The sequence below is a fragment of the Mesorhizobium atlanticum genome (assembly GCF_003289965.1).
In the GTDB taxonomy this organism is placed as follows: domain Bacteria; phylum Pseudomonadota; class Alphaproteobacteria; order Rhizobiales; family Rhizobiaceae; genus Mesorhizobium; species Mesorhizobium atlanticum.
Genome location: NZ_QMBQ01000005.1, coordinates 204217 through 228987, shown reverse-complemented (window position 1 = coordinate 228987; position 24771 = coordinate 204217). Strand labels below are relative to the sequence as shown.

The following is a 24771-nucleotide window of genomic DNA, read 5'->3' as shown; positions in this document are numbered from 1 at the left end:
AGCCCCCCTCTCTGCCCTGCCGGGCATCTCCCCCTCAAGGGGGGAGATCGGCAGTTCGGGCGCCCCGCCAACCTCTCTACGTTGAAGATTGGCGAAGGCCTCGGTGACATCCAATCTCCCCCCTTGAGGGGGAGATGGCCGGCAGGCCAGAGAGGGGGGCCTGGGCGCAGGCATCTCAAACCATGCTAGCTCTCTTCCTGCGCGATATCCGCCTTTCCATCCGCGCCGGCGGCGGGGCGCTGGTCGGCGTCATCTTCTTTCTCGCCGTCATCGTCACCATACCGTTCGGCGTCGGGCCTGACCTCAACCTTCTGTCCCGCATCGGCCCGGCAATCCTGTGGATCGCCGCCCTGCTCGCCTGCCTGCTCGGCCTCGACCGGCTGTTCCAGGCCGACCGCGAGGACGGCTCGCTCGACCTCCTGGTGCTCAACGGCGACCGTCACATGCTGGCGCTGACGGTGCTGACGAAATGCCTGGCGCACTGGACGGGCAGCGTGCTGCCGCTGGTGGTCGCCGCGCCGTTGCTCGGCCTGTTCATGAACATGGAGCCGCTGGGCATCGGCGCCACGGCGCTGACGCTCCTCATCGGCACGCCGGCCATCACCTTCATCGGCGCCGCGGGTGCGGCGGTGGCGGTGGCGCTGCCGCGCGGCGGGCTCTTGATCTCCGTGCTGGTGCTGCCGCTCACCATTCCGGTGCTGATCTTCGGTGTCTCAGCAAGCTATGGCGCCGTCGCCGATCCGGCGCCGTTCCTGCAGCCCTTCCTCATTCTTGCCGCGCTGACGCTGTTTCTTGCCGTGGTCGGGCCGCTGGCGGCGGCGCTGGCGCTGCGGCATGGGACGGATTGAGGCCACAAGGACGTTCATTTCGCTGCGGCGCCGCAGCGAATTGCGGACCGGCCGGTCCGAGGTTATGGAAAGCTATGATCGTAACGGTTGACAGTGCGGAGAGCAGGGAGCGGCCGACATGAGCACGCATGCCCTGTTCGTCACCGCCGCCTACGCCATCACGGGCGTCGTGCTCGCCGCGCTGGTCGGCTGGATCCTGCTCGACCAGCGGGCGCGCAAGCGCGAGCTCGCGGCGCTCGAGGCCGCCGGGGTGAGGCGGCGTTCGGATAAGGCCGTCAAGCCATGAGCACCGGGACCGAAGCTCCGGCGCCGCGCCGCCGCTTGTTCGTGCTTTTGCCGCTCTTGGTATTTCTGGGGCTGGCGGGGCTGTTCCTGTCGCAGCTCCTGTCAGGCCGCGATGTTGCCGAGATACCTTCGGCGCTGATCGGCTTGCCGGCGCCGCAGACCAGCCTGCCGCCGCTGGAAGGGGTGAACCTGCCGGGGCTCGATTCCAAGAGCTTTGCCGGCAGGGTGACGCTGGTCAACGTGTTCGCGTCCTGGTGCGCGCCGTGTCGCGAAGAGCATCCGGTGCTGCTTGGCCTGTCGCAGGACAAGCGCTTCACGCTTGCGGCGCTGAACTACAAGGACCAGCCGGAAAACGCCCGCCGCTTCCTCGGCGATCTCGGCAATCCGTATCAGGCGATAGGCGTCGATCCGGCCGGACGCGCGGCGATCGACTGGGGCGTCTATGGCGTGCCGGAGACCTTCGTCATCGGCAAGGATGGCAAGATCGCCTACAAGCATGTCGGGCCGCTGACGCCTGAGTCTGCTCGCGACCTGCTGTTGCCGCAGATCGAGAAAGCGCTGGCGGCGCCGGGTTGACACCCCCTCATCCGGCCGCTTCGCGGCCACCTTCTCCCCGGGGGGAGAAGAGGTTGGCGGCGGCGCTTACCTGCTCCTCTCGCCTCGGGGAGAGGTCGGATTGCCCCGAATTGCCCTTCGCAATTCGGTTGGCAATCCGGGTGAGGGGGAATTCCCCTCGACCGGAAAAGCCTCAGCCGTAAATCTGCTTGCGGATCTGGTAGAGCATTTCCGACCGGTCGGCGCGCAGATCGGCGAGATCGCGGCCGGACAGGTTCTCGATTTCGGCGACGAGGCGGTTGTACTGGCGGCGCTTGGCGATGCTGGCGCGGGCGCGGGAAACAAGATTATCGAACATGACAGGGTTCCTTTCATGCCGCACTGGTGCGGCCGGTTGTTCCTCCCTGACGATTGCGAGCATGACATAGGAATGGTGCGTTGCAAAAGAAAGATGTTGCAATGCACCATTGCAACCAGCGCATAGCCGGTTAACCGCGGGCTAACGGGTCGCTGCATCCGGCACGGCGGCCTGTGGCGCGCGCTTCACGCATTTCTCATCTGTTTTGTCATACAAATTACAGGCCTGCCGTCTTGCCAGATTGCGTTCAGGCTGGCTTGATCCGCCCGTCACCTGATGCCGGGAGGAAAACGCATGGCGGCCGCTGACTATTACGAAGTTCTCGATCCGCGCTTCGCGCGCCTGTTCAACGGCAGCGCGCAGGTGGAAAAGCTGTTCACCGGATGCCGCTGGGCGGAAGGGCCGGCCTGGTTCGCCGCCGGCCGCTATCTCGTCTGGTCCGACATCCCCAACAACCGCATGCTGCGCTATGACGAGACCGACGGCAGCGTCAGCGTGTTCCGGCAGCCGTCCAACAATTCCAACGGCAATACTGTCGACCGGCAGGGCCGGCTGGTGACCTGCGAGCATTCCGGCCGCCGCGTCAGCCGCACCGAGCATGACGGCTCGGTCACCACCATCGCCGACAAATGGAAGGGCAAGCGGCTCAACTCGCCCAACGACGTGGTGGTGCGCTCCGACGGCTCGATCTGGTTCACCGACCCTAGCTACGGCATCGACACCGACTATGAGGGCGACAAGGCCGAAAGCGAGATCGGCAACTGCAATGTCTACCGCGTCGATCCGGAAACCGGCGATGTGGAGGCCGTCATCACCGACATGGTGCGGCCGAACGGGCTCGCCTTCTCGCTGGACGAAAGCCTGCTCTATGTCGCCGACACCGGCCGCACGCATGGCGAGAAGAACCCCGCGCATATACGTGTCTTCAATGTCGGCAAGCACGGCAAGAAGGTTTCGGGCGGCAAGGTTTTCGCCGACTGCACCGCCGGCCTTTTCGACGGGTTCCGGCTCGATTCCGACGGGCGCATCTGGACAAGTGCCGCCGACGGCATCCATTGCTACGATCCGGACGGCACGCTGATCGGCAAGGTCAAGGTGCCCGAAGTGACCGCCAACTGCGTGTTCGGCGGCAACAAGCTGAACTGCCTCTACATCGCCGGCACCACCTCGCTCTATGTGGTGCGGCTGATGGTGAACGGGGCCAAGACCTATTGAGATTGCTGCAGGCGCTTCTCTGGCCCTTACTGGCCTTTCTGCGCGTCCCAGCAGCGCCGTCAGCGCCGCGGTTCCCGCAACCGGCGCTGTCCGACTCGCCGAAGCGAATTGCGAAATCGTCGCCTGACGTTAACCAGCAGAACCCAAGGGGAGGACATCATGCCATTCGTCAACATCCGCATCGTCAAGGAAGTGATCGCCGCCGATCCGGCCGGCAAGAAGGCTGATATCGCCAGGAAGGTGACTTCGGCCATCATGGACGCCACCGGGCTTGGCAACAACGATGTCTGGGTGGTGTTCGAGGAGGTCAATGCCCGCGACTGGTATGTCGGCAAGACCGATGTCGAAACCCTGCGGAAGGGGTAGTGGTGTCGCAGGTTCGAGTGCCTGCGCGGTCCTTTGGGCGAAGGCGGGGGTATGGGCGCTCCCCCTCTGTTCGTCATCCTCGGGCTTGACCCGAGGATCCATTCCGTGACTTCGACGTTGAGCGCAACGGCGCAGAATTCTGTAATCGTTGCAACGCCTTAGGGTAACGGCATGGATTCTAGGGCCTGCGCGCGTCGCTTCGCTCCTTGCTCCGCCCTAGAATGACGAGGCCATGTTGGCGCCTATAAACCTTGCAAAACCCCGCACTGCCTCACGCATTGCCTGCCGGTTCGAATCCTTCGCCAGGATCGCCTCCATTTCCTCCGGCCCCTTGCCCAGCAGCGCGATCTCCAGCGCCGGCTCCTCATACAACACGAACGACATCGTCCGCATCACCTCGGCCAGCGCCGCCCGCGCGTAGAGCGAACGGGGCGAGGCATGCACCAACATCGCTGGTTTGCCCACCGCGGCGTCGCGCGACACCAGCCAGTCGAGCGCGTTCTTCATGCCGCCGGGCACGCCATGCGCATATTCCGGGCACGAGACAATGACGCCGTCCGCGCGGGTGATCGTCTCGATCAGGCGCGCGGCTTCAGGCGGCGTGCGCTCGCCTTCGTTGTCGGGGTTGAAAATCGGGAGGCGGCCAACACCGTCGTAAACCTCGACGTGGCAGTCCTCGGGCGTGTTGGCGGCCAAGGCAGCCAGCAGGGCCGAATTGGTCGAGGCGGCGCGCAGGCTGCCCGATATGGCGATGATCTCGATCAAGGGAAGAGCCGGACGAAAGAAGTGAGTCGTGCGGCAAGCCTACCACATGGTCTGCCGGTAATCGTCGTCCAGCTCGCGGTCGATCTCGCCGGCGCTTTCGCTCAATGCCAGCTGGTCGCGGATGATCTGGCCGAGCGTCGGCAGGGTGGCGCGGTCGTACCAGGTCTCCGGCTTCCAGAGGTCGGAGCGCATGAAGGCCTTGGCGCAGTGCATGTAGGCGGCCTTGACCGTCACCACGATCACGCTCTGCGGTTCCTTGCCGTCGACAGCCAGCCGCTCTCGCAGGCCGGGATCGACGGTGATGCGCGCGTCGCCATTGACGCGCAGCGTCTCGTTCATGCCGGGGATAAGGAAAAGCAGCCCGACCGAGGGGTTGCGGATGATGTTTTCCAGCGTGTCCAGCCGGTTGTTGCCGGGGCGGTCGGGGATGGCGATGGTCGAGTTGTCGAGGATGGCGGTGAAGCCGGGCTTGTCGCCCTTGGGCGTCACGTCGGCATTGCCGGCGCCGTCGGAGGAACCGATCAGCACGAAGGGACTCTTGCCGATGAAGGAGCGGCAATGGCCGTCGAGGCTTTTCAGTTCCTTACGGATCGAGCCGTCGGTCGGCCGGGGCGTCTTGTAGATCGTCCTCAGCTCGTCATGCGTGGTGAGGAATTCCATGCCGCCCCCCTCTTATTCTGACGCAATTCGGACAGTCCCTTTTCCTGGAATTGCCTACTTGCCGGCCTTCTCTTCCTTGCCCGGCTTGTCCTCGAGCGAATGGCGCATGATCAGCGGCATCTGGCTGAAAGTGAAGGCCAAGGTGATCGGGATGGTGCCCCAGACCTTGAAATATAGCCAGGTCGCCTCGGAAAAGTTGCGCCACACCACCTCGTTGAGCACGGCCAGGAACAGGAAGAACAGCCCCCAGCGGAAGGTCAGCTTGCGCCAGCCCTCGGCATCGAGCTGGAACGCGGAATCGAACACGTAGCCGAGCAGCGAGCGGCCGAACAGCAGCCCGCCGAGCAGAGTTACGCCGAACAGCGAGTTGATGATCGTCGGCTTCATGAAGGCGAAGGTCTTGTCCTGCAGGTAAAGCGCCAGCGCGCCGAAGACGAAGACGACGATCGCCGACACCAGCGGCATCAGCGGCAGGCTGCGCGTCAGCAGCCAGGAGGCGCTGAGCGAAAGCGCGGTCGCGACCATGAAGAAGGCGGTGGCGATCAGGATCGGTTCGCCGAGATGGCTGAGCACCGGGAATTTCTCGGCCAGCCATTCGCCGCGGATGGTGGTGAAGAAGAACACCAGGCCCGGACCCAGCTCGAGCAGGAATTTCAAGCCGGGATTCATCGGCTTGCGGCGTGGATCGGACGGGTCGCGTTCGATGATGTTCATAAAAGTCCTTCTTGCGCATGATCTGGCCGAAAAGCGGGCGGCCTTCCAAGATCACGCTTTTGTTCAGGCGACGCCGGCGATCGCCCTGGCGAATTCGCTGGCGGAAAACGGCTCGAGGTCGTCGACCTGCTCGCCGACACCGATGAAATAGACCGGCAGCCGGTGCTTGGCGGCGATCGCCACCAAAATACCGCCGCGCGCCGTGCCGTCCAGCTTGGTCATCACCAAGCCGTTGACGCCGGCGACATTGCGGAAGATCTCGACCTGGTTCAGCGCATTCTGGCCGGTGGTGGCGTCGACCGTCTGCAACACCGTGTGCGGCGCTTCCGGATCGAGCTTGCCCAGCACGCGCACGATCTTCTCCAGCTCGGCCATCAGCTCGGTCTTGTTCTGCAGCCTGCCGGCGGTGTCGATGATCAGCACGTCGGAGCCGGCCTCCTTGGCCTTCTCGAAGGCGTCATAGGCAAGGCCCGCGGCATCGGCGCCCAGCTTGGTGGCAATGACGGGCGATTTCGTGCGCTCGCCCCAGATTTTCAGCTGCTCGATCGCTGCGGCGCGGAACGTATCGCCGGCGGCCAGCATCACCTTGAGGCCGCCATCGGTGAGCTTGGCGGCCAACTTGCCGATGGTGGTGGTCTTGCCGGTGCCGTTGACGCCGACCACCAGGATGACATGCGGCTTGTGGCTGAGGTCGAGCTCGAGCGGTTTTGCCACGGGCGTCAGCACCTTCTCCACCTCCGCGGCCATCACGGCGCGGACTTCAGAGTCGGAAACGTCGCGGCCGTAGCGGCTGGAGGCAAGCGAATCGGTGACGCGCAGCGCCGTCTCCACGCCGAGATCGGCGCGGATCAGCACATCTTCCAGGTCCTGCAACGTGTCCTCGTCCAGCTTTCGCTTGGTGAAGACGCCGGCGATGTTGCCGGTGAGCTCGCGCGAGGAGCGAGCCAGCCCGTCGCGCATGCGCTGGAACCACGAGCGTCGCGGCGCCGGCTCCGGCGCTTTCAGCGGCTCAGCCTTCTGCTCGACCTTTTTGGCGACTGTCACCTTACCGGCGGAGGGGGATCGCGGCGGCGCCCCTACCTCCCCCTCGATGGGGGAAGTCCCGAGCGAGCCTCGGGGGTGATCCACATCGGCGCGGTCACCCCGCCCCGCCGCTTCGTGGCTACCCTCCCCATCAACGGGAGAGTAGAGCGTCGCAGCTTCTTCCTTCTCCCCGTCTCGATACGGGGAGAAGGTGCCGGCAGGCGGATGAGGGGCAGCGCCGACCTCTGCTGAGCTTGGCTCGACGGAAGGCGGCGCGGCTGGCGGCACCTCGATCGGTGCCGGCGTTTCGGCCGGAACCTCGCTCGGCGGCGTCGGCACCTCCACAGGCGCCGGTTCAGGCAGCGGTTCCGGACGCGAAGGCTCGATGTCCGGCTGAGCCGGCGCGGGTGCGGGCACTTCCTGCGGCGCGGGTTCAGGTGTCGGCGCGGGCAGGGGCTCGGGCTGCGCCGGCGGCACTTCCTCGGGCGACGGTGGCTCGGGCTTCTCGGGCGCCGGTTGTGGCTCTTCCTCCGGCTCAGGCTGCGGCAGCGGTTCCGGCTCGGCGGGGATGATGGGCTCCGGCGCCGGTGGAACGGTCGGAGCGGGCTCGGGCTTCGGCTCTTCTGGCAGCGGCTGCGGCGCGGCCCCTACCTCCCCCTCGATGGGGGAGGTCCCGAGCGCAGCTCGGGGGTGGGGGTGACTGCCGCCAGCGTCGGTGCCGTCACCCCGCCCCGCCACTTCGTGGCGACCCTCCCCATCGAGGGGAGGGTAGGGCGCGGCCTGATCGGCCTCCGGCTTCAGCGCGTCCAGCTGATCCCATTTGATCGGCGGCAGCGGGGCCGCCTCGTCGACGCGCTCCTCGACGACCTCCTTCTTGCCGAACGAAAATATCTTCTTGAAAAAACCAGCCATGCGTCTCGCAGTTTCTCAGGCGGCTTGCGCGGCCAGCGGGGCCGCAATCAGTCGGGCGCCGTCATGGCCGGTGATGATGGCTTCGACGATCTCGCCGGGCGAGCCGGCGTCGATCGCGGCCAGTGTGAACCCTTCGGTGCGGCCGAGCCCGTCGCGCTCGATCAGGATCGACTGCCGCGTGCCGGGGAGCGAGGTCAGATGACGACGGTAGGCGGCCTCGCCGGCGGCGCGAAGCCTCGCGGCGCGCGCCTTGACCACCTCGCGGCGGACCTGCGGCATACGCGCGGCGGGCGTGCCTTCGCGCGGCGAAAACGGGAAGACGTGCAGATGCGTCAGGCCGCACTCTTTGACAATTCTTTCCGAGTTCTCGAACATCGCCTCGGTCTCGGTCGGGAAGCCGGCGATGATGTCGGCGCCGAAGACGATGCCTGGGCGCAGCTTGCGCACGTCCTCGCAGAAGCGGATCGACTGGTCGCGCAGATGCCGGCGCTTCATGCGCTTCAGGATCATGTCGTCGCCAGACTGCAGCGACAGGTGCAGATGCGGCATCAGCCTGGGTTCGGTGGCGATGGCCTCGAGCAGGTCGTCGTCGGCCTCGATGGAATCGATCGAGGACAGCCTGAGCCGCTTAACGTCCGGCACCTGGCGCAGAATGGTCTTCACCAGTTTTCCAAGCTTCGGGCTGCCCGGCAGGTCGGCGCCGAAGCTCGTCATGTCGACGCCGGAAAGCACGATCTCGGCATAGCCGTTGCCGGCAAGGCGCTTCACCTGCTCGACCACGGCGCCCATCGGCACCGAGCGCGAATTGCCGCGGCCATAGGGGATGATGCAGAAGGTGCAGCGATGGTCGCAGCCATTTTGCACCTGCACGAAGGCGCGCGCGCGGCCCTCGATGGCGTCGACCATGTGGCCTGCCGTCTCGCGCACCGAGAAAATGTCGTTGACGCGCGCCTTCTCGGTGTCGTTGACGCCGAAATCGGGCAGCGCGCGGTAGGAATTGGCCTTGAGCTTCTCCTCATTGCCAAGCACGAGGTCGACCTCGTCCATGGCGGCGAAGTTCTGCGGCTCGGTCTGCGCGGCGCAGCCGGTGACGATGATGCGGGCTGAGGGGTTCTCGCGCCGCGCCTTGCGGATCGCCTGCTTGGCCTGGCGCACCGCTTCGGCGGTTACGGCGCAGGTGTTGAAGATGACGGCGCCGCCCTGGAGCGCGCCGAGGCCGGCGCTTTCGGCCTCGCGGCGCATCACTTCCGATTCATAGGTGTTGAGGCGGCAGCCGAAGGTGACGACGTCGATGCCCTTGCCGATGGGAGCTTGGGCCGCGCCTTTTTCAAGGGCGGACATCAGGCGGCGCTTTCGGTGTCGCGGGCCCAGGCGCCGGTCGAGGGATCGAAGCTGCCGGAAAATTCCCATTCGGCGGCACCCGTCAGGATGACGTGGTCGTCGTCGCGCCATTCGACATGCAATGCGCCGCCGCCGGGCGTCAGCAGCGAGACGCTGCGACCGGTGCGCTTGGTGCGCGCGGCCGCCACCACGGCGGCGCAGGCCGCCGAGCCACAGGCCTTGGTCAGGCCGGCGCCACGTTCCCAGGTGCGGATGATCATCGTCTCGGGCGACGTGACCTGGGCGAGGGTGATGTTGGCTCGCTCGGGGAAGATCGGGTGGTTTTCGAGCAGGGGTCCGAAGCGGTCGAGCTCGTAGGACCAGACGTCGTTGTCGACCCAGAAGATGGCATGCGGATTGCCCATCGACACCGCCGAGGGCGAATGCAGCACCGGCGCGTCGATCGGGCCGATCTGCAGCTCGATCATGCGCGTGTCGCGGAACTCTTCCGCCAGCGGGATCTCCTGCCAGCCGAAGCGCGGCTTGCCCATGTCGACGGAGATCGTGCCGTCAGCGTGTTCTTGAGCATTCAGGATGCCCGCGCGGGTCTCGAAAGTGAAGCTCTTCTGGCCGGTTTCGGCGGCCAGGGCCTGGACGACGCAGCGCGTGCCGTTGCCGCAGGCCTGCGCCCCGGATCCGTCCGAGTTCAGGATGTCGATATAATAAGCGGTGCCCGGCGTGCGCGCATCGTGGATCGCCATGATCTGATCGAACTTGGTCGCCGCGTCGGCGTTGAGCGCGATCGCCGCCGCCGGCGTCACCCTGTCGGCACGGCCGCGCATATCGGCAACGATGATCTCGTTGCCGATGCCGTTCATCTTGGCGAAGGGGGCCGTGCCTGCCATCTAACCGGTCATTCCAGTTCCATTTGGCCGCTATATGGCTGAAACGGCCCGGAATTACCAGTCCAGCCGAGTCTTATGTGACGGCGAAGACGCCGAGCACGAGCAGCAGGAAGAGGATCAGCACGATGCCGATCAGCACGCGCGCGCCCATGGCAGCGGCGCCGGCCAAGGCCGGCATGCCGAGCAGGCTGGCGGCGGCGGCAATGATGAGAAGAATGATGATCCACCTGATCATGGGAAGCTCCGGCGAAATTGCGTCGTGAACCCAACGCGTTTCACCGGTTTGGGTTCCTTGTCAGGATGGGCGGTATGTCCCAGACTTCACCAGGACGCATGGCGCGGAAACGCTCCGGCGGCAGGCCGTGCGCCTCGAGCGCCTCGGCCAGTTTTTGTGCCGGCTCCTCGACCGGCTCGTCGGTGAGGTGGAAGGTGCCCCAGTGGCAGCCTGCGGCGTGAGCCGCATTGCACAGCTTCATGCCGAGAACGGCCTCCTCCGGATTCTGGTGCTGCGGCGCCATGAACCAGCGCGGCTCATAGGCGCCGATCGGCAGGATGGCGAGGCGGAAGCCGCCATGCTTTTTTGCCATCAGACGGTAGTTGATGCCGTCATGGAAGCCGGTGTCGCCGGCGAAATAAATGTTGCCGCCCGCCGTTTCGACGACGAAGCCCGCCCACAGCGCCATGCGGCGGTCGCGCCCGCCGCGCGCCGACCAGTGATGCGCCGGCTCGACATGAATGGCGGCAGCGCCGGCGTCGATCCTGTCGCCCCAATCATGCGCGCTGAGCCGCATGCCAGGCACGGCGCGGTGAATGATGGCGTCGTTGCCGAGCGGCGTGATGACGCGTGCGTCGTGGCTGTTCTTCAGCCGCCTCAGCGTGGCGAGGTCGAGGTGGTCGTAGTGGTTGTGGCTGACCAGGACCAGGTCGATCGGCGGCAGGTCGGCAAAGGCGATGCCCGGCGCATTGACCCTTCTGGGGCCTGCAAAAACGAAGGGCGAGGCGCGCTCCGACCAGACCGGATCGGTCAGGATGTTCAGCCCGGCGGTTTGGATGAGCAATGAGGCGTGGCCGACCATTGTGAGCCTGAGCGCGCCGCCATCCACCCGAGGCACCGGCTTCACCTGCGGGTGAGGACTCGGAACGGCGGCAGGCCATTTCGCCCGCCCGCCGCTGAATTGCCATCTGAGGAGATCGCTGAAGCGCCCCGGCGGCTTGCCGCCGGGATTGAAGAACAAGGCGCCGTCGAAATGATCGCTTTGCGGGCCGCTGTAATAGCGGTTGGCGGTTCTCTTTCTCGCGGCCATTCTTACTCCGCCGGCTCGGTCCCCTCCTGAGATAAGGAGACGCCTGCCTGGCGCAAGCAATTTGCTGGCGAATGCCAATCGGCGGCACCCGGTTCATCTAGGATCGGGAGCGAGGGGGCGACCATCATGGTCATGAAGCGAACCAGGATACCGTGGATGAAGGCCGAGGATTTCGGCCGTTCGCTGCCACATGGGCTGGGCGTCAATCTTCTGGTCACCGACATGGCGGCGATGGAAGTTTTCTGCCGCGACGTACTCGGCGCCCGCATCATCTATGCCGACGAGGATTTCGCGGCGATCGAGCTTTTGGGCTCGGTCTTCATGCTGCATGCCGACCATTCCTATCTCGACAATCCGATGACCGGGGTCACTTCGGGCGCCGAGACACGCGGGGCCGGCATAGAGCTGCGCCTTTACGGCGCCGATCCGGATGCGGTCGAGAAAAAGGCGGCGGCGCTCGGCCACATCGTGCTGGCCGGCTCCATCGACAAGCCGCATGGCCTGCGCGAATGCTACGTCGTCGGCCCGGACGGCTATATATTCGTGCCAAGCGTCCGGATTTAATACCGATATCTCAACGGCTTAGGCGAATTCCCCGGGTCGGCTTTCCGGCGCCTTCCGCTTGCTGCGATAAATTTGCAACATCCGACTCGAAAACCCTATTTTAACCATATCGGGTTGAAATTCTGCCACCTTCGCCATCTTGGTGGAGCGGAGATTACGCGGATGGCTCCCCCCGGCCGGATCCGACGGAGGTTTTGATGAATTTTTCGATGACCCGCCCCTTTTCGCGGAGCGGCCTCATGGCCATCTCGCTGGCCGCGCTGGTTGCGAGCGGCTGCTCGACCTCGCGCTTCTCGTCGATGGACGACCAGCAGCCGGCGCCGCTGACGCCGGCGCCGTCCGGCACGGTGACGCAGAATCAGCTGCCGCCGCCGGCCGCTCCCGGCACCACCGATCCGTCGCAATTCCCGACCGCGCCGAAGAACACCCAGGTCGCTTCGCTGCCGCCGGACGGCACCGCGCCCGCCGGCGCCACCGACCTCACCGCGGCCAGCGTCGCCGGCGTGTGGAACGTCAATGTCTCCGGGCAGAGCTGCAAGGTGGCGACGCCGCAGACCAAGTTCGGCGCCGGCTACCGCGCCGGTCCGCTGCACTGCCCGGCGCCGATCGACGGCATCAAGTCGTGGAATGTCGCCGGCAAGCAGCTGACGCTCTACGACGAAAATGGCGGCACGCTGGCAAGGCTCTACTCGTCAGGCGGCGAAAAGTTCGACGGCCAGACTTCCAATGGGCAGCCGATCTCGCTTACAAGGTAGGCTATGCTGATATTCAGGTGATGCCAGCCTGCGAATGGCGGCTTCCTGCGCTTCCGGTGCTCACGTACTTCAAGTACGCTCCGCTCCGGTTCTCGGAACCCACCCTTCTCGTCTCGGCCTGACCTGAATCTCAACATAGCCCGGCGCCTCTTAGAGCATTTGCTCAAAGCAAACGACGTGAACCCATGCATCTGCGCGACGGCCTCCAGACCCATGCGACCGTCAGGCAGCGCTACGACCATCTCGTCCAGAGCGGCGCTGTCGAGCGCGATCCGGCGCAGGAGCATGTCGTCGCCGCGCTCGATCGGTTGATCGACGAGATTTCGGCCAAAAGACTGGCGCAGAAGTCGAGCGCGCTGGGCTGGCTGTTCGCGGCCAAGCGGCAGCCGCGCACCCCGGTCAAAGGGCTCTACATCCATGGCAGCGTCGGTCGCGGCAAGACCATGCTGATGGACATGTTCTTCGAGCTGCTGCCGGTCCGCCGCAAGCGCCGCGTGCATTTCAACGATTTCATGGCCGATGTGCAGGACCGGATCCAGAAGCACAGGCAGGCGCGCAAGGAAGGCTCGGTCAAGGAAGACGATCCGATCCCGCCGGTCGCCCGGGCGCTCGCCGATGAAGCCTGGGTGCTGTGCTTCGATGAATTCTCGGTCACCGACATCGCCGACGCCATGATCCTGTCACGCCTGTTCTCGGCGCTGTTTGCCGATGGCGTGGTGCTGGTCGCCACCTCCAACGTGGCACCGGAGAACCTTTATCGCGACGGGCTGAACCGCCAGCTCTTCCTGCCTTTCATCTCGTTGCTCGAGCGCAATGCCCATGTGATGACGCTCGATGCCGACAAAGACTACCGGCAGGAAAAGCTCAACCGGCAGCCGGTCTATGTCACGCCGGACGACGCCGCGGCCGAGCGCGCGCTGGACAAGGCCTGGAAGGCGATGACGGATGGCCAGCCGACCGGCGAGGTGACGCTGACGCTGAAAGGCCGCCAGCTCGTCGTGCCGCGCGCCGCCGGCGACGCGGCGCGCTTTTCCTTTGCCGATCTCTGCGAAAAGCCGCTCGGCGCGCGCGATTATCTGGCCATCGCAGGCCGCTTCTCGACCCTCTTCATCGATCACGTGCCGGTGCTGGGGGAAGGCAAGCGCAACGAAGCCAAGCGCTTCATCCTTCTGATCGACACGCTCTACGACCACCATATGCGGCTGGTGATGAGCGCCGCTGCGGCGCCGGAAGGGCTCTACACCGCCAAACGCGGCACGGAAGTGTTCGAATTCGAGCGCACCGCCTCGCGCCTAGTCGAAATGCAGAGCCGCGATTGGCTGGACGGTTGGGCGGAACGGCGAGAGGACGGAGCGCAGTCCCCCGAGGCGAGGCAGGCGCAGGCTTAACACTCGTCACCCTAGGTCTTCGCTCTTGCTTCGCGGCATGATGACGAATTGAGGTTCATCGAACACTTCGCCGCCTCCCTGCATCACAAGGGCGTCATCGCCGGGATGAAGCCTTCTGATTTCCACGTTCATTGTGTAAATTCCCCTCAGTCGGCTCAGAAACTTTGACGTTTACGTAATTCCCGATGCATCTAACCGATTGAAAATGTTGAGCCAAAAATAATCGTTTGAATTTCAGCGCGGCCGGCGCTATTGGGTGCGGCGAAATCTCGCGGCTTCCCGCATCCTTTCGGCCTCCCCGGCCCCGTCACGGCACCGTCACAGACAAAGGGAAAACATCCTCACATGGCACGCAACAAGATAGCGCTCATCGGCTCGGGCATGATCGGCGGCACGCTCGCCCATATGATCGGCCTCAAGGATCTCGGCGACGTGGTGCTGTTCGACATCGCCGAGGGCATTCCGCAGGGCAAGGGCCTCGATATCGCGCAGTCGTCGCCGGTCGACGGCTTCGACTCCAGGCTCACCGGCGTCAACGACTATGCCGGCATCGAGGGCGCGGATGTCTGCATCGTCACCGCCGGCGTGCCGCGCAAGCCGGGCATGAGCCGCGACGATCTTCTGGGCATCAACCTCAAGGTGATGGAACAGGTTGGCGCGGGCCTCAAGAAGTACGCGCCCAAGGCTTTCGTCATCTGCATCACCAACCCGCTCGACGCGATGGTCTGGGCGCTGCAGAAGTTCTCAGGATTGCCGACCAGCCATGTCGTCGGCATGGCCGGCGTGCTCGACAGCGCCCGCTTCCGCTATTTCCTGGCCGAGGAGTTCAAGGTCTCGGTCGAGGATGTCACCGCTTTCGTGCTCGGCGGCCATGGCGACTCGATGGTGCCGATGATCCGCTATTCGACGGTCGCCGGTATCCCGCTGCCCGACCTCGTCAAGATGGGCTGGACCTCGAAGGAGAAGCTCGACCAGATCGTGCAGCGCACCCGTGACGGCGGCGCCGAGATCGTCGGCCTCTTGAAGACCGGCTCGGCCTATTATGCGCCGGCGGCCTCGGCGATCGCCATGGCCGAGTCCTATCTCAAGGACAAGAAGCGCGTGCTGCCCTGCGCAGCGCATCTGTCGGGACAGTATGGCGTCAAGGGCACCTATGTCGGCGTTCCGGTGGTGATCGGCGCCGGCGGCGTCGAGCGCGTCATCGAGATCGACCTGTCGAAGGCCGAGCAGAAGATGTTCGACAATTCGGTCGCGGCCGTCCAGGGCTTGACCGAGGCCTGCACCAAGATCGCCCCGCATCTCGCCGGCAAGTAATCCCGTCGGCAAAGCAATCGTCCTCCCCGGAGATCAAGCGCATGAACATCCATGAGTATCAGGCCAAGGCGTTGCTGAAGACGTTCGGCGCGCCGGTGGCAAGCGGCGTTCCGGTGTTCAAGGCAAGCGAGGCGGAGGCCGCCGCAAAGGCGCTGCCCGGCCCGCTCTATGTCGTGAAGAGCCAGATCCATGCCGGCGGCCGAGGCAAGGGCAAGTTCAAGGAGCTCGGCCCCGACGCAAAGGGCGGCGTTCGGCTGGCGAAGTCGGCGGCCGAAGTCGTCGCCAACGCCAACGAGATGCTCGGCCACACGCTGGTCACCAAGCAGACCGGCCCCGCCGGCAAGCAGGTCAACCGCCTCTATATCGAGGACGGCGCCGACATCGCCCGCGAGCTTTACCTGTCGATCCTTGTCGATCGCTCCGTCGGCCGCATCGCCTTCGTCGTCTCGACCGAGGGCGGCATGGACATCGAGACGGTCGCGCATGACACGCCGGAAAAGATCGTCACCGTCGCCATCGATCCGGAAAAGGGCGTGACGGCGGATGACGTCAAGACGCTCAACAGCGCGCTGAAGCTCGACGGCGATGCCGCAAAGGACGGCGGCACGCTGTTCCCGACGCTCTACAAGGCCTTTGTCGAGAAGGACATGAGCCTGCTCGAGGTCAACCCGCTGATCGTCATGAAGGACGGACACCTGCGCGTGCTCGACGCGAAAGTGTCGTTCGACAACAACGCGCTGTTCCGCCACCCGGACGTGATGGAACTGCGCGACACCACCGAAGAGGACGAGAAGGAGATCGAGGCGTCGAAATACGACCTCGCCTATGTCGCGCTCGACGGCAATATCGGCTGCATGGTCAACGGCGCCGGCCTTGCCATGGCGACGATGGACATCATCAAGCTCTATGGTGCTGAGCCGGCTAACTTCCTCGACGTCGGCGGCGGCGCCTCGAAGGAAAAGGTCACGGCGGCGTTCAAGATCATCACCAAGGATCCGGCGGTCGAAGGCATCCTGATCAATATCTTCGGCGGCATCATGAAGTGCGATGTCATCGCCGAGGGCGTGATCGCGGCGGTCAAGGAAGTCGGGCTGAAGGTGCCGCTGGTGGTGCGTCTGGAAGGCACCAATGCCGAGCTCGGCAAGAAGATCATCAACGACAGCGGCCTCAATGTCGTCTCCGCCGACGACCTCGACGACGCGGCCAAGAAGATCGTCAAGGCGGTGAAGGGCTGAGCGGATGCCTCCGCGCAAGATAAACCTGGTCGAGGCGGCGGATCAGAAGATCGCCAAGGTCTTCGATCCGCATATCGCCGGCGACGTCAACGACGCCCAGGCCAAGGTCGCCAAGTTCGGCGAGGTCTTCGACTGGCACGCGCATGACCATGAAGACGAGGCTTTCCTGGTGCTGCGCGGCAGGATCGCGATCGATTTCCGCGACGGGCCGGTCGAGCTCGGCGAGGGCGATTTCATCGTCGTGCCGCGCGGCGTAGAGCACCGGCCGCGCTCGCTGACCGTCGAACCGGTCGTGCTGATGTTCGAGCCGGCGACGACCCTGAACACCGGCAATGCCCAGAGTGACCTCACCGTCACCGATTTGAAGCGGCTCTGAGCCATGAACGCGTCACCTTTCTCCTCCCTCTCGGACGCTCACCAACGCCTGCAGGCGCTGGCCGGCGCCTGGCGCGGCGAGGAAGAGGTCGCGGCGACGCAATGGACCGATGCCGGCGCGGCGACTGCCGAAGTGCTGGCCGAGGCTGAGTTCGGCGGCCTGTTAGTGGTGCAGCGCTATCGCCAGCGCCGCGACGGCACCGTTTCGTTCGGCGCGCATAATGTGTTCGGCTTCGATCAGCAGAACGGCCTCGTCACCATGCATCAGTTCGACTCGATGGGGTTCGTGCCGATGTCGCCGGCAACCGGCACGTGGAACGGCAATGAACTGGTCCTGGAGCGGTCGTCCCCGCGCGGCGCCGCCAGTGTGACATATGGTTTTGATGGCGCCGATACCTATCGCATGAAACTTCAGTTCAAGCCCGCCGGCAGCAATGCATGGCAAGACATGGTGCGCGGCGTCTATCGGCGCGTTGCGCCTTCCGAGACGAAGGAAGGCTGAGCGATGGAGATCGCAGGCAAGACGGTTGAAGGAATACACATAATCACACATATTATGCCTGTGTATTTATGTGGAGACGGACGATGAAAAACGTCACCCTGGCCATGGACGAAACTCTGCTTGAACAGGCGCGAGGCCTTGCCGAACGTCGCAAGACGACGCTCAACGCCCTCATTCGTTCACTGCTTGCGCATGAAGTCGAGCAGGAAGACCGGATTGCCTGGGCCAAGGCGGGAATGAAGCGACTTATGGACGAGGCCGCGAAACGGAGCGACAGCGCCGACACCCCTTACAGGTGGGATCGAAGGGACGCCTATGCCGACCGGGAAGATCGACTGCTTTCTCGACACGAACGTCCTGATCTACGCGGCTTCGGAGAAGAATCGTGATCCACGCCGCGCGCCGATCGCAGCAGACCTGGTATCGAACACTGTCTTTGGCGTGTCAGGGCAGACATTGGCCGAATTCACCGCAGTGGCTCGCGGGAAATCCCTCCTGGGGGACGACCTGCTCGACCAATGGCTCGTCCTCCTTGGAACCTGCCCCTTGGTGCCTGTCGATGAAAGCTATGTTCGCTCGGGATTGGACCTCGCGCGGCGCTACGGCATTCACTACTTCGACGCCGCGCTGCTCGGAGCGGCGGAATATCTCGCCGCGCCGATCTTCTACACCGAAGATCTCAACCACAACCAGGTCTACGGCTCTGTCCGGGCCGTCAATCCTTTTCTCTAATCGCTGAAGTCAGAGGCGTTTCCACCCATGTCCATTCTCGTCGACAAGAATACCAAGGTGCTGGTTCAGGGTCTGACCGGCAAGACCGGCACGTTCCATACCGAGCAGGCGCTGGCCTATCACGGCACCAAGATGGTGGGCGGCATCCATCCCAAGAAGGGCGGCGAGACCTGGACCGGCTCGAAGGGCGAGAGCCTGCCGATCTTCGCCACGGTTGCCGAGGGCAAGGCAAAGACCGGCGCCAACGCCTCGGTCATCTATGTGCCGCCGGCGGGCGCCGGCGAGGCCATCATCGAGGCGATCGAGGCCGAGATCCCGCTGATCGTCTGCATCACCGAAGGCATCCCGGTGATGGACATGGTCAAGGTCAAGGCGCGGCTCGACCGCTCGACCTCGCGGCTGATTGGCCCGAACTGCCCGGGCGTGCTGACGCCCGACGAATGCAAGATCGGCATCATGCCCGGCAACATCTTCCGCAAGGGCTCGGTGGGCGTTGTTTCGCGCTCGGGAACACTTACCTATGAGGCAGTCTTCCAGACCACCAATGTCGGGCTCGGCCAGACCACGGCGGTCGGCATCGGCGGTGACCCGGTCAAGGGCACCGAGTTCATCGATGTGCTGGAGATGTTCCTCGCCGACGACGAGACCAAGTCGATCATCATGATCGGCGAGATCGGCGGCTCGGCCGAGGAAGACGCCGCGCAGTTCCTCAAGGACGAAGCCAGGCGCGGCCGCAAGAAACCCATGGCGGGCTTCATCGCCGGGCGCACCGCGCCGGCCGGCCGCACCATGGGCCATGCGGGCGCGGTGATCTCGGGCGGCAAGGGCGGCGCGGAAGACAAGATCGCGGCCATGGAAGCGGCCGGCATCAAGGTTTCGCCGTCGCCGGCTCGGCTCGGCACGACGCTGGTCGAGGCGATCAAGGGTTAAGTGAGTAGCGAATAGTGAATAGCGAATAGGGAAACAAAGTAACGCAGCGACTGGGTCGCCCCACTCGCGATTCGCTACTCCCTATTCGCTCTGAAAAGGAGACGGAGCCAGGCTCCGCAGACGAAAAATGGCAAGACAAGATCAGGCCAACGACCAATTCTCGCTCACCTCGTTCCTCTATGGCGGCAATGCCGACTATATCGACGCGCTCTACGCGGCCTATGAGGACAATCCGGCTTCGGTCGATCCGGAATGGCAGGATTTCTTCGCCGCGCTGAAGGACGACGCGGGCGATGTGCGCAAGAACGCCAAGGGCGCCTCCTGGGCGAAGCCCTCCTGGCCGCTCACCGCCAATGGCGAACTGGTTTCGGCGCTCGACGGCAATTGGGGCCTGGTCGAAAAGGCGGTCGAAAAGAAGGTCAAGGAAAAGGCGATCGTCAACGGCGCCGTGCTTTCCGACGCCGACGTGCACCAGGCGACGCGCGATTCGGTCCGCGCCATCATGATGATCCGCGCCTTTCGCATGCGCGGCCATCTGCATGCCAATCTCGATCCGCTCGGCATCGCTAAGCCGCTCGAGGATTATAATGAGCTGTCGCCGGAGAATTACGGCTTCACCGAAGCCGATTACGACCGGCCGATTTTCCTCGACAATGTGCTGGGCCTGGAATTCGGCACGATCCGGCAGATGCTGGACATCCTGACCCGCACCTATTGCTCGACGCTGGGCGTCGAGTTCATGCACATTTCCGATCCGGAAGAGAAGGCGTGGATCCAGGCGCGCATCGAAGGCGCCGACAAGGAGATCACCTTCACCGCCACCGGCAAGAAGGCGATCCTGTCCAAGCTGATCGAGGCCGAGGGCTTCGAGCAGTATATCGACGTCAAGTACAAGGGCACCAAGCGCTTCGGCCTCGACGGCGGTGAATCGCTGATCCCGGCGCTGGAGCAGATCGTCAAGCGCGGCGGCCAGCTCGGTCTCAAGGAAATCGTGCTCGGCATGGCGCATCGCGGCCGCCTCAACGTGCTTTCGCAGGTGATGGCGAAGCCCCACCGCGCCATCTTCCACGAATTCAAGGGCGGCTCGGCCGCGCCCGACGAGGTCGAAGGCTCGGGCGACGTCAAGTACCATCTCGGCGCCTCGTCGGACCGCGAGTTCGACGGCAACAAGGTGCATCTGTCGCTGACCGCCAACCCCTCGCATCTTGAAATCGTCGATCCGGTGGTGATGGGCAAGGCGCGCGCCAAGCAGGACCAGCTCGCCGGCCGCGAGCGTGGCGAGGTCGTGCCGCTGTCGGAGCGCGCCAAGGTGTTGCCGCTGCTTTTGCATGGCGACGCCGCATTCGCCGGCCAGGGCGTGATCGCCGAAATCCTCGGCCTGTCGGGCCTGCGTGGCCACCGCGTCGCCGGCACGCTGCACGTCATCATCAACAACCAGATCGGCTTCACCACCAATCCGCGTTTCTCGCGCTCCTCGCCCTATCCGTCGGATGTGGCCAAGATGATCGAGGCGCCGATCTTCCACGTCAACGGCGACGACCCGGAGGCCGTGGTGCACGCCGCCAAGGTCGCGACCGAGTTCCGCATGAAGTTCCACAAGCCGGTGGTGGTGGACATGTTCTGCTACCGCCGCTTCGGCCACAATGAGGGCGACGAGCCGGCCTTCACCCAGCCGATCATGTACCGCAACATCCGTACCCACAAGACGGTGGTCCAGATCTATGCCGACCGGCTGATCGCCGAAGGCCACGTCACCCAGGCTGAGGTCGACAAGATGCGGGCCGACTGGCGCGCGCATCTGGAAGCCGAATGGGAAGTCGGGCAGAGCTACAAGCCAAACAAGGCCGATTGGCTGGACGGCGCGTGGTCCGGCCTGCGCACCGCCGACAACCAGGATGAACAACGGCGCGGCAAGACGGCCGTGCCGGTTCGCACGCTAAAGGAGATCGGCAAGAAGCTGACCGAGGTGCCGAAGGATTTCGAGGCGCACAAGACGATCCTGCGCTTCCTCGAAAACCGCCGCCAGGCGATCGAGTCCGGCGAAGGCATCGACTGGTCGACCGCGGAGGCGCTGGCCTTCGGCGCCATCCTGCTCGACGGCAACCCGATCCGGCTTTCCGGCCAGGATTCGGAGCGCGGCACCTTCTCGCAGCGCCATTCGGTGCTTTACGACCAGCGCGACGAAACCCGCTACATCCCGCTCAACAACCTCTCGGCGGCGCAGGCCGGCTACGAGGTGATCAACTCGATGCTGTCGGAAGAGGCGGTGCTTGGCTTCGAATATGGCTACAGCCTGGCCGAGCCCAAGGCGCTGACGCTTTGGGAAGCGCAGTTCGGCGACTTCGCCAATGGCGCCCAGGTGGTGTTCGACCAGTTCATCTCGTCCGGCGAGCGCAAGTGGCTGCGCATGTCGGGCCTCGTCTGCCTGTTGCCGCATGGCTATGAAGGCCAGGGGCCGGAGCATTCGTCGGCGCGCCTCGAGCGCTTCCTGCAGCTCTGCGCGGAAGACAACATGCAGGTGGCCAACGTCACCACGCCGGCCAACTATTTCCATATCCTGCGCCGGCAGCTGAAGCGCGACTTCCGCAAGCCGCTGATCCTGATGACGCCGAAGTCGCTGCTGCGCCACAAGCGGGCGGTGTCGATGCTGTCGGAGATGTCGGGCGAGAGCTCGTTCCACCGCCTGCTGTGGGACGACGCCCAGCTGTTGCCGAACCAGGCGATCAAGCTGGTGAAGGACTCCAAGATCCGCCGCGTCGTGCTGTGCTCGGGCAAGGTCTATTACGACCTTTACGAAGAGCGCGAGAAGCGCGGCATCAACGACATCTATCTTCTGCGCGTCGAACAGCTCTATCCGTTCCCGGCCAAGGCGCTGATCACCGAATTGTCACGCTTCCGCAATGCGGAGATGGTGTGGTGCCAGGAGGAGCCCAAGAACATGGGCGCCTGGTCGTTCATCGACCCCTATCTTGAATGGGTGCTGGCGCATATCGACGCCAAGCATCAGCGGGTGCGCTACACCGGGCGGCCAGCTTCGGCGTCGCCGGCAACCGGCCTGATGTCGAAGCATCTCAGCCAGCTGGCGGCGCTGCTCGACGACGCTCTCGGCGAATAACCTGACGAAACAGACCTCAAGAAGACAAGAGAACGGACAGGCACAATGGCTACCGAAATCCGCGTCCCCACTCTGGGTGAATCCGTCACCGAGGCGACCGTCGGCAAGTGGTTCAAGAAAGTCGGCGACACGATCGCCGCCGACGAGCCGCTGGTCGAGCTCGAAACCGACAAGGTGACGGTGGAAGTGCCCGCCGCGGGCGCCGGAACGCTGGCCGAGATCACCGTCAAGGAAGGCGAGACGGTCAATGTCGGCGCGCTGCTCGGCTCGATTTCGGCGGGCGGCGCGGCCCCGGCCACGAAGCCGCAGGCGGTGGCGCAGGCTTCCAGCCCGGATGCCGCTTCCACGGTCAAGCAGGCCGCCGCCGAGACCGCCAAGGTCGCCGGCGACGCCGGCCCGATCGAGCCGCGCACCATGCCGCCGGCGCCGTCTGCCGCGAAGCTGATCGCCGAGCACAATCTCTCGGTCGACCAGCTCTCCGGTTCGGGCAAGCGCGGTCAGGTGCTGAAGGGCGACGTGCTCGACGCCATCGCCAAGGGCGCGCCCTCGCAGCCGGCCGAGACGCCGAAGGCGGCACCTGCGCCGGTCGTTGCCCGCGCGCCGTCCACGGCCGAGGATGCGCCGCGCGAGGAGCGCGTGCGCATGACGAAGCTGCGCCAGACCATCGCGCGCCGCTTGAAGGAAGCGCAGTCCACCGCCGCCATGCTCACCACCTTCAACGAGGTGGATATGAGCGCGGTGATGGCGCTCAGGGCCAAGTACAAGGACGTGTTCGAGAAGAAGCATGGCGTGAAGCTCGGCTTCATGGGCTTCTTCACCAAGGCGGTGACCCATGCGCTGAAGGAGATCCCGGCGGTCAATGCCGAGATCGACGGCACCGACATCATCTACAAGAACTTTGCCCATGTCGGCGTCGCCGTCGGGACCGACAAGGGCCTGGTGGTGCCGGTGGTGCGCGACGCCGACCAGATGTCGATCGCCGAGATCGAGAAGGAGATCGGCCGGCTTGGCCTCGCCGCACGCGACGGCAAGCTTTCGGTGGCGGATATGCAGGGCGGCACCTTCACCATCTCCAATGGCGGTGTCTACGGCTCACTGATGTCGACGCCGATCCTGAATGCGCCGCAGTCCGGCATCCTCGGCATGCACAAGATCCAGGACCGGCCGGTGGTGGTCGGCGGCCAGATCGTCATCCGTCCGATGATGTACCTGGCGCTCAGCTACGATCACCGCATCGTCGACGGCAAGGAAGCGGTGACCTTCCTGGTGCGCGTCAAGGAAAGCCTGGAGGATCCCGAGCGGCTGGTGCTCGATCTCTAAAGGTGGCTCATGACGGCTCGCGGCCGGAGCGGCGAATGAAAGCCCGTCTGCTCGGTGCCGCGAAAACGGTCGCCCTTGTAGCCGGCGTGACTCTCGTGGCGTCCAGCGCCCATGCCGGCTGCCCGATCCAGCTTGCCGTCTATAGCGAGGCGCAGAGCGGCGCCGAGATCGACTTCACCCCGGCCGGCACCTCGGCGACGATCACCAATGCCTTCCGCATGATCCTCGACAACAACACCGTGCTCGACGGCATCGCCATGTGGACCGAGGGTTCCGCGGCGCGGCCGCATGGCTCGCTGATGTACAAATGCCCGACGGGCGACGTCACCGGCGAGGAGCTCGCCGCCTGCACGGTCTGGGAAGGCGTCATCTACAGCGCCGATGACAAGGGCGGCGTCGGGCTGTTGCCGGCCGAAGGCGCCGACGCGCCGAAAAACCTGATCCTGCCCGATCTCGGGCCGTCGCTCGAAATGTCGGCCGCCTATGGCCCCGCCGGCTTTTCGAAAGTGCCATGGGACATCTTCGTGCTGAAAGGCTGCCAGGAATGATCGCCGAGAAAAAGACGCTGCTGGTCACCGGTGGCAGCCGCGGCATCGGCGCGGCGATTTGCCGGCAGGCGAACCAGGCCGGCTACCGGGTGGCGGTGAATTACGTCTCCAACCAGGTCGCGGCGGAAGCGCTGGTCGCCGAGCTCGAAGCGGCCGGCGGCGAGGCCTTTGCGGTCAAGGGTGATGTCGGCAGCGAGGCCGATGTGATAGCGATGTTCGAAGCGGTAGACCGGGCCTTCGGCCGGCTTGACGCCTTCGTCAACAATGCCGGTATCGTCGACCTCAAGGCGCGCGTCGACGAGATGAGTGTCGAGCGGCTGGAGCGCATGATGCGCATCAACGTGGTCGGCTCGTTCCTTTGTGCGCGCGAGGCGATGAAGCGCATGTCGACGCGGCATGGCGGCAAGGGTGGCGCCATCGTCAACATCTCATCTGCCGCCGCCAGGCTGGGCTCGCCCGGCGAATATGTCGACTATGCCGCCTCCAAGGGCGCGATCGATACGCTGACGATCGGGCTCGCGCGTGAAGTCGCGCTGGAAGGCATCCGCGTCAATGCGGTCAGCCCCGGCATCACCGAGACCGAAATCCATGCCTCCGGCGGGCAGCCGGACCGCGTGGCGCGGATGCAGGATCTGCTGCCGATGAAACGCGCCGGCACGGCGGACGAAGTCGCGAGCGCGGTTCTCTATCTTCTGTCGGACGCGGCCTCCTATATAACGGGCGCGATCCTCAATGTGAGCGGCGGCCGTTGAAGGCCGGATAA

At 64.8% G+C, this 24771-nt stretch carries 29 protein-coding genes; 19 read left to right on the top strand and 10 right to left on the bottom strand.

Going from position 1 to position 24771, the window contains the following annotated elements; all coding sequences use genetic code 11:
* The first annotated feature begins 182 nt into the window (after positions 1–182).
* The 3 genes from ccmB (at position 183) to DPM35_RS18455 (ending at position 1709) form a co-directional block, all read left to right on the top strand.
* Positions 183–848 carry a heme exporter protein CcmB gene (gene ccmB, locus DPM35_RS18465; RefSeq protein WP_112128713.1) on the top strand — a complete coding sequence of 222 codons (666 nt, stop codon included), beginning with the start codon at positions 183–185 and terminating at the stop codon, positions 846–848.
* Between the two features lie 118 nt (positions 849–966).
* Positions 967–1134 carry a heme exporter protein CcmD gene (ccmD, locus tag DPM35_RS18460; RefSeq protein WP_112128712.1) on the top strand — a complete coding sequence of 56 codons (168 nt, stop codon included), beginning with the start codon at positions 967–969 and terminating at the stop codon, positions 1132–1134.
* Entirely contained in the window at positions 1131–1709 is a 579-nt protein-coding gene (locus DPM35_RS18455) for a DsbE family thiol:disulfide interchange protein (protein ID WP_112128711.1), read from the top strand. Before ccmD ends, DPM35_RS18455 begins: the two co-directional genes overlap by 4 nt.
* Positions 1710–1881: 172 nt before the next feature.
* Here the strand turns inward: DPM35_RS18455 and DPM35_RS18450 are convergent, their stop codons facing one another.
* On the bottom strand, positions 1882–2046 hold the full coding sequence (locus DPM35_RS18450; protein WP_245431577.1) for a hypothetical protein: 165 nt from the start codon (positions 2044–2046) through the stop codon (positions 1882–1884).
* Between the two features lie 294 nt (positions 2047–2340).
* Here DPM35_RS18450 and DPM35_RS18445 point away from each other — a divergent pair, with 294 nt between their 5' ends.
* Together DPM35_RS18445 and DPM35_RS18440 are read left to right on the top strand one after the other, a co-directional pair.
* Positions 2341–3261 carry an SMP-30/gluconolactonase/LRE family protein gene (locus DPM35_RS18445; RefSeq protein WP_112128710.1) on the top strand — a complete coding sequence of 307 codons (921 nt, stop codon included), beginning with the start codon at positions 2341–2343 and terminating at the stop codon, positions 3259–3261.
* 159 nt (positions 3262–3420) lie between these two features.
* Complete coding sequence (locus tag DPM35_RS18440) at positions 3421–3627, top strand: tautomerase family protein (RefSeq protein ID WP_112128709.1); 207 nt, start codon at positions 3421–3423, stop codon at positions 3625–3627.
* A gap of 216 nt (positions 3628–3843) precedes the next feature.
* On the opposite strand, the gene DPM35_RS18435 is transcribed toward DPM35_RS18440, so the two are convergent.
* The 8 genes from DPM35_RS18435 to DPM35_RS18400 form a co-directional block, all read right to left on the bottom strand.
* Positions 3844–4392 carry an NADPH-dependent FMN reductase gene (locus tag DPM35_RS18435; protein WP_112128708.1) on the bottom strand — a complete coding sequence of 183 codons (549 nt, stop codon included), beginning with the start codon at positions 4390–4392 and terminating at the stop codon, positions 3844–3846.
* 39 nt (positions 4393–4431) lie between these two features.
* Positions 4432–5052: a pyridoxamine 5'-phosphate oxidase family protein gene (locus DPM35_RS18430; protein ID WP_112128707.1), complete on the bottom strand. Its 621-nt coding sequence runs from the start codon at positions 5050–5052 to the stop codon at positions 4432–4434.
* Between the two features lie 54 nt (positions 5053–5106).
* Positions 5107–5766 carry a septation protein A gene (locus DPM35_RS18425; RefSeq protein WP_112128706.1) on the bottom strand — a complete coding sequence of 220 codons (660 nt, stop codon included), beginning with the start codon at positions 5764–5766 and terminating at the stop codon, positions 5107–5109.
* A gap of 63 nt (positions 5767–5829) precedes the next feature.
* Positions 5830–7701: a signal recognition particle-docking protein FtsY gene (ftsY, locus tag DPM35_RS18420; protein WP_112128705.1), complete on the bottom strand. Its 1872-nt coding sequence runs from the start codon at positions 7699–7701 to the stop codon at positions 5830–5832.
* Between the two features lie 15 nt (positions 7702–7716).
* A complete protein-coding gene (mtaB, locus tag DPM35_RS18415; RefSeq protein WP_112128704.1) occupies positions 7717–9042 on the bottom strand; it encodes a tRNA (N(6)-L-threonylcarbamoyladenosine(37)-C(2))-methylthiotransferase MtaB in 1326 nt (441 codons plus the stop codon).
* Complete coding sequence (dapF, locus tag DPM35_RS18410) at positions 9042–9926, bottom strand: diaminopimelate epimerase (protein WP_112128703.1); 885 nt, start codon at positions 9924–9926, stop codon at positions 9042–9044. The genes mtaB and dapF overlap by 1 nt, the downstream gene beginning before the upstream one ends.
* A gap of 73 nt (positions 9927–9999) precedes the next feature.
* The gene (locus tag DPM35_RS18405; protein ID WP_095820293.1) at positions 10000–10161 is read right to left on the bottom strand and encodes a DUF1328 family protein; all 162 of its coding nucleotides are present in this window, start codon (positions 10159–10161) and stop codon (positions 10000–10002) included.
* 40 nt (positions 10162–10201) lie between these two features.
* On the bottom strand, positions 10202–11230 hold the full coding sequence (locus DPM35_RS18400) for an MBL fold metallo-hydrolase (protein WP_112128702.1): 1029 nt from the start codon (positions 11228–11230) through the stop codon (positions 10202–10204).
* 126 nt (positions 11231–11356) lie between these two features.
* Between DPM35_RS18400 and DPM35_RS18395 the strand changes: the two genes are divergently transcribed.
* From DPM35_RS18395 to zapE, 3 genes are all read left to right on the top strand, one after another.
* On the top strand, positions 11357–11794 hold the full coding sequence (locus DPM35_RS18395) for a VOC family protein (protein WP_112128701.1): 438 nt from the start codon (positions 11357–11359) through the stop codon (positions 11792–11794).
* Between the two features lie 209 nt (positions 11795–12003).
* Complete coding sequence (locus DPM35_RS18390) at positions 12004–12549, top strand: protease inhibitor Inh/omp19 family protein (protein WP_112129086.1); 546 nt, start codon at positions 12004–12006, stop codon at positions 12547–12549.
* Between the two features lie 185 nt (positions 12550–12734).
* Complete coding sequence (zapE, locus tag DPM35_RS18385) at positions 12735–13937, top strand: cell division protein ZapE (RefSeq protein ID WP_112128700.1); 1203 nt, start codon at positions 12735–12737, stop codon at positions 13935–13937.
* Between the two features lie 6 nt (positions 13938–13943).
* On the opposite strand, the gene DPM35_RS33115 is transcribed toward zapE, so the two are convergent.
* Positions 13944–14069: a hypothetical protein gene (locus DPM35_RS33115; protein ID WP_281004613.1), complete on the bottom strand. Its 126-nt coding sequence runs from the start codon at positions 14067–14069 to the stop codon at positions 13944–13946.
* A 213-nt stretch (positions 14070–14282) separates the two neighbouring features.
* Here DPM35_RS33115 and mdh point away from each other — a divergent pair, with 213 nt between their 5' ends.
* From mdh to DPM35_RS18335, 11 genes are all read left to right on the top strand, one after another.
* Positions 14283–15251: a malate dehydrogenase gene (gene mdh, locus DPM35_RS18380; RefSeq protein WP_112128699.1), complete on the top strand. Its 969-nt coding sequence runs from the start codon at positions 14283–14285 to the stop codon at positions 15249–15251.
* A 41-nt stretch (positions 15252–15292) separates the two neighbouring features.
* Positions 15293–16486, top strand: a complete 1194-nt coding sequence (gene sucC, locus DPM35_RS18375) for an ADP-forming succinate--CoA ligase subunit beta (RefSeq protein WP_112128698.1) — start codon at positions 15293–15295, stop codon at positions 16484–16486.
* A 4-nt stretch (positions 16487–16490) separates the two neighbouring features.
* The gene (locus DPM35_RS18370; RefSeq protein ID WP_112128697.1) at positions 16491–16862 is read left to right on the top strand and encodes a cupin domain-containing protein; all 372 of its coding nucleotides are present in this window, start codon (positions 16491–16493) and stop codon (positions 16860–16862) included.
* 3 nt (positions 16863–16865) lie between these two features.
* Entirely contained in the window at positions 16866–17363 is a 498-nt protein-coding gene (locus DPM35_RS18365; RefSeq protein ID WP_112128696.1) for a DUF1579 family protein, read from the top strand.
* 83 nt (positions 17364–17446) lie between these two features.
* The gene (locus tag DPM35_RS32195) at positions 17447–17752 is read left to right on the top strand and encodes a hypothetical protein (protein WP_146767964.1); all 306 of its coding nucleotides are present in this window, start codon (positions 17447–17449) and stop codon (positions 17750–17752) included.
* Positions 17679–18095, top strand: a complete 417-nt coding sequence (locus DPM35_RS18360; RefSeq protein ID WP_112128695.1) for a PIN domain-containing protein — start codon at positions 17679–17681, stop codon at positions 18093–18095. Before DPM35_RS32195 ends, DPM35_RS18360 begins: the two co-directional genes overlap by 74 nt.
* 27 nt (positions 18096–18122) lie before the next feature.
* The gene (sucD, locus tag DPM35_RS18355; protein WP_112128694.1) at positions 18123–19025 is read left to right on the top strand and encodes a succinate--CoA ligase subunit alpha; all 903 of its coding nucleotides are present in this window, start codon (positions 18123–18125) and stop codon (positions 19023–19025) included.
* Positions 19026–19152: 127 nt separating this feature from the next.
* Positions 19153–22140: a 2-oxoglutarate dehydrogenase E1 component gene (locus tag DPM35_RS18350; protein WP_112128693.1), complete on the top strand. Its 2988-nt coding sequence runs from the start codon at positions 19153–19155 to the stop codon at positions 22138–22140.
* Positions 22141–22185: 45 nt separating this feature from the next.
* Entirely contained in the window at positions 22186–23460 is a 1275-nt protein-coding gene (gene odhB / locus DPM35_RS18345; RefSeq protein WP_112128692.1) for a 2-oxoglutarate dehydrogenase complex dihydrolipoyllysine-residue succinyltransferase, read from the top strand.
* A 35-nt stretch (positions 23461–23495) separates the two neighbouring features.
* Entirely contained in the window at positions 23496–24008 is a 513-nt protein-coding gene (locus tag DPM35_RS18340) for a hypothetical protein (protein WP_112128691.1), read from the top strand.
* Positions 24005–24760 carry an SDR family oxidoreductase gene (locus DPM35_RS18335; RefSeq protein WP_112128690.1) on the top strand — a complete coding sequence of 252 codons (756 nt, stop codon included), beginning with the start codon at positions 24005–24007 and terminating at the stop codon, positions 24758–24760. The genes DPM35_RS18340 and DPM35_RS18335 overlap by 4 nt, the downstream gene beginning before the upstream one ends.
* Positions 24761–24771: the final 11 nt, after the last annotated feature.